The sequence below is a fragment of the Inquilinus sp. genome, assembly GCF_057815775.1.
Genome location: NZ_JBYRFX010001117.1, coordinates 1 through 3,053 on the forward strand (window position 1 = coordinate 1; position 3,053 = coordinate 3,053).

Annotated in this window: 3 protein-coding genes; 1 reads left to right on the plus strand and 2 read right to left on the minus strand. The window is 65.6% G+C overall.

Annotation, left to right across the window (positions count from 1 at the left end; translation table 11 throughout):
* Window positions 1-406, minus strand: a 406-nt coding sequence (locus tag AC3XYG_RS39865; protein ID WP_489145461.1) for a glutathione S-transferase, incomplete at its 3' end; no start/stop codon positions are given.
* Between the two features lie 45 nt (window positions 407-451).
* A complete protein-coding gene (locus tag AC3XYG_RS39870) occupies window positions 452-1,669 on the minus strand; it encodes a 3-hydroxybenzoate 6-monooxygenase (protein ID WP_489145462.1) in 1,218 nt (405 codons plus the stop codon).
* A 223-nt stretch (window positions 1,670-1,892) separates the two neighbouring features.
* Here AC3XYG_RS39870 and AC3XYG_RS39875 point away from each other — a divergent pair, with 223 nt between their 5' ends.
* Window positions 1,893-2,867, plus strand: a complete 975-nt coding sequence (locus AC3XYG_RS39875) for an amidohydrolase family protein (protein WP_489145463.1) — start codon at window positions 1,893-1,895, stop codon at window positions 2,865-2,867.
* Window positions 2,868-3,053 lie beyond the last annotated feature (186 nt).

The following is a 3,053-nucleotide window of genomic DNA, read 5'->3' on the forward strand; positions in this document are numbered from 1 at the left end:
CCAGGATCTCCCGCCCGCGCGCCTTCACCTTGTCGTGATCGGCCTCGTCAGGGGCGAAATTGGCGGGACGGAACAGCCGGGAGAAGCCCTGCATGTGGATGGTGGAGACGATGTAGTCCATGGCCTCCAGGGCCCGGACCTGCCCCTCCAGATCCTCCGGTAGCAGGGCGCTGTCGGGGTTGGTCCGCGCCAGCCAGGTCGCGATCGCCGGGAACTCGGTCAGGACCGAGCCGTCATCCCGCACCAGCGTCGGCACCTTGGACTTCGGATTGATGGCCTTGAACGCGGGCGAATACTGCTCCTGCGTGGCGAAATCCACCTTCTGGGCGTCGTAGGGTTGGCCGATTTCCTCGAGCAGCACGTGGATCCCGATCGCGCAGGTTCCAGGGGCGTAATACAGCTTCATTGTCTTCACCTTGGTCGCTGGAATTGGGATCGCTGGAATGGCCGGTCAGGACGGTTGCGCGGTTCGGTCCGCCGCGGCCGGGTTGCGGAATGTCCGCTCACCGTACAACCAGGCGAGGCTGTCGCAGAACCCGTCATGCGACATCCCCCGGATGATCTGGTTGCGCAGCAGGGCATGCGCCCCGGCGGGATGATAGACGTGGTTGCCGAGTTCGCGCGACTGCAGCTGGACCCGGGTGGTGCGCAGCAGCCGCGCCTGGCGATAGGCCTCCAGCCCGGCCTCGATCTCGTCGGGCCGGTCGGCCAGCTCCTCGGCCAGGCAGACGGCGTCTTCCAGCGCCATGCACGCGCCCTGCGCGAAATACTGCAGCATCGGGTGGGCGGCATCCCCCAGCAGGGCGACGCGGCCGTCGACCCAGCGTTCGATCGGGTCGCGGTCACTGGTCACCCAGGCCTTCCAGTGGCGGCCATGATGGATGATCGCCTGGGCGCGGGGATGCACATCCTTGAACCCTTGCATCACCTCGTCATGCGCCACCGGCCTGGCCGCGAACACCTCGGTGGGGTCGTTGTGGCAGGTGATGGCCAGGTTGAACACCTTCCAGCCGGACAGCGGATAGTGGACGAGGTGGCATTTCGCGCCCGCCCACAGCGTCGCCGCATTCCAGCGCAGATCCTCGGGCATCTGCTCGGTCGGAATCACCGACCGGTAAGTGGTGTGGCCGGCGATGCGCGGCGGGTCGTCACCGACCATCTGCTGCCGGATCCGCGACCGCAGCCCGTCGGCGCCGATCAGCGCGCTGCCGTCGACCCGGCCGCCGGATTTCAGCAGCGCGGTGGCGCGGCCATCCTCCTGGCCGAAGCCGGTGACCTCGCAATCGGTCCGCAGTTCGACATGGGGATCCGCCTCGCAGGCACGGATGAAGATGCCGTGCAGGTCGCCGCGATGGACCACGGCATAGGGATTGCCGAAGCGCTGGCGGAACCGTTCGGTCAAGTCGATATGGGCGATCTCCTCCGCCGTCATCGCATCCATCAGGCGCAGCTGGTCGACGAACACCGCGATCGATCGTGCCGCATCGCCGACGCCCAGCCGGTCCAGGGCGTGGAAGGCGTTCGGGCCCAACTGGATGCCGGCTCCGATCTCCTCGAGGCGCGACGCCCGCTCCAGCACCGTGACCCGGAAACCCTTGTGCGCCAGGGCCAGCGCCGCGGCCAGCCCGCCGATGCCGCCGCCGGCGATGATCACGGGATCATTCTGCATCACCTGGTCCTCCCATTTCCCGAGCCCGATCTTCGGGCCTTGCCGGGATATCGCCGCCGGCCGTGCCGGCCCCGATCATTCCCATCTGCCACGCTGTCCGGCAATGGCGGTGTTTGCAATCAGTTTATTTGCAACTGCAAAAGTTTCGTTGACAATTTATGAGGCACGATGTCAGATCCTGTCAAGCCGGGAGAAACGCTGGCCTCCCGGTAAGGAGATGATGATGCAAGGAAAGATTGCTCTCGAAGAGCATTTCGCCCTCGAGGAAACGGTGCAGGACAGTGCGGGTTTCGCCCCGCATGACGATTGGATCGAGCTGAAGGCACGGCTGCTCGACATCCAGGACCGCAGGCTGCGTGAGATGGATGCGCATGGCATCGAGCTGATGCTGCTGTCCCTGAACGCCCCCGCCGTCCAGGCGATCCCGGACACGACCCGGGCGATCGAGCTGTCGCGGCGGGCCAATGACTTCCTGGCCGAACAGGTGCAGCGCCGGCCCCAGCGCTTCCAGGGCCTGGCTGCGCTGCCGATGCAGGACCCCGACGCCGCCGCCCGCGAACTGGCCCGCTGCGTCGAACAGCTCGGCTTCCGCGGCGCACTGGTGAACGGCTTCAGCCAGCGCAGCGACGCGCCAGGCGCCGTCTATTACGACCTCAAAGCATTCTGGCCGTTCTGGTCGGAGGTCGAGCGGCTGGGCGTGCCGTTCTACCTGCACCCGCGCAACCCGCTGCCGCAGGATTCGGCGATCTACGAGGGACATCGCTGGCTGATGGGCCCGACCTGGGCGTTCGGCCAGGAAACCGCCGTCCATGCGCTGCGGTTGATGGGATCGGGGCTGTTCGACGCTCATCCGCGACTGGCCATCATCATCGGCCATATGGGCGAAGGCCTGCCCTATTCGATGTGGCGGGTCGACAACCACAACAAGTGGATGAGCGAGCAGAACCGCTATCCGGCGAAACGCAAGATCGCCGAGTATTTCAGCGAGAACTTCTACATCACGACGTCGGGCAACTTCCGCACCCAGACGCTGATCGACGCGATGCTGGAAATCGGTGCGGACCGGATCCTGTTCTCGGCCGACTGGCCGTTTGAGAACATCGACCACGCCTCGGCCTGGTTCGACACCAGCGCCATCTCGGAAAACGACCGCCAGAAGATCGGCCGCGACAACGCCCGGGCGCTGTTCCGGCTGTAGGCGACCGGCACGTTAATCGCCGGAAAAAGGGCGAAGAAATCCATCAATTGGGAGGGGCAGCATGAGCACGGTGAGCGGGATCGATGTGCATGAAGAGCTGGCGGGGGCCGAAATCGGCCCCTTCCACAAGACCCTGGGCATCCTGATCGCCCTGATCACGCTGTTCGACGGCTACGACACCTTCAA

Bases quoted from the DNA above. Each gene is read 5' to 3' on its own strand.
- AC3XYG_RS39870 (WP_489145462.1), bottom strand. From the start codon at position 1,669: ATGCAGAATGATCCCGTGATCATCGCCGGCGGCGGCATCGGCGGGCTG.
- AC3XYG_RS39875 (WP_489145463.1), top strand. From the start codon at position 1,893: ATGCAAGGAAAGATTGCTCTCGAAGAGCATTTCGCCCTCGAGGAAACG.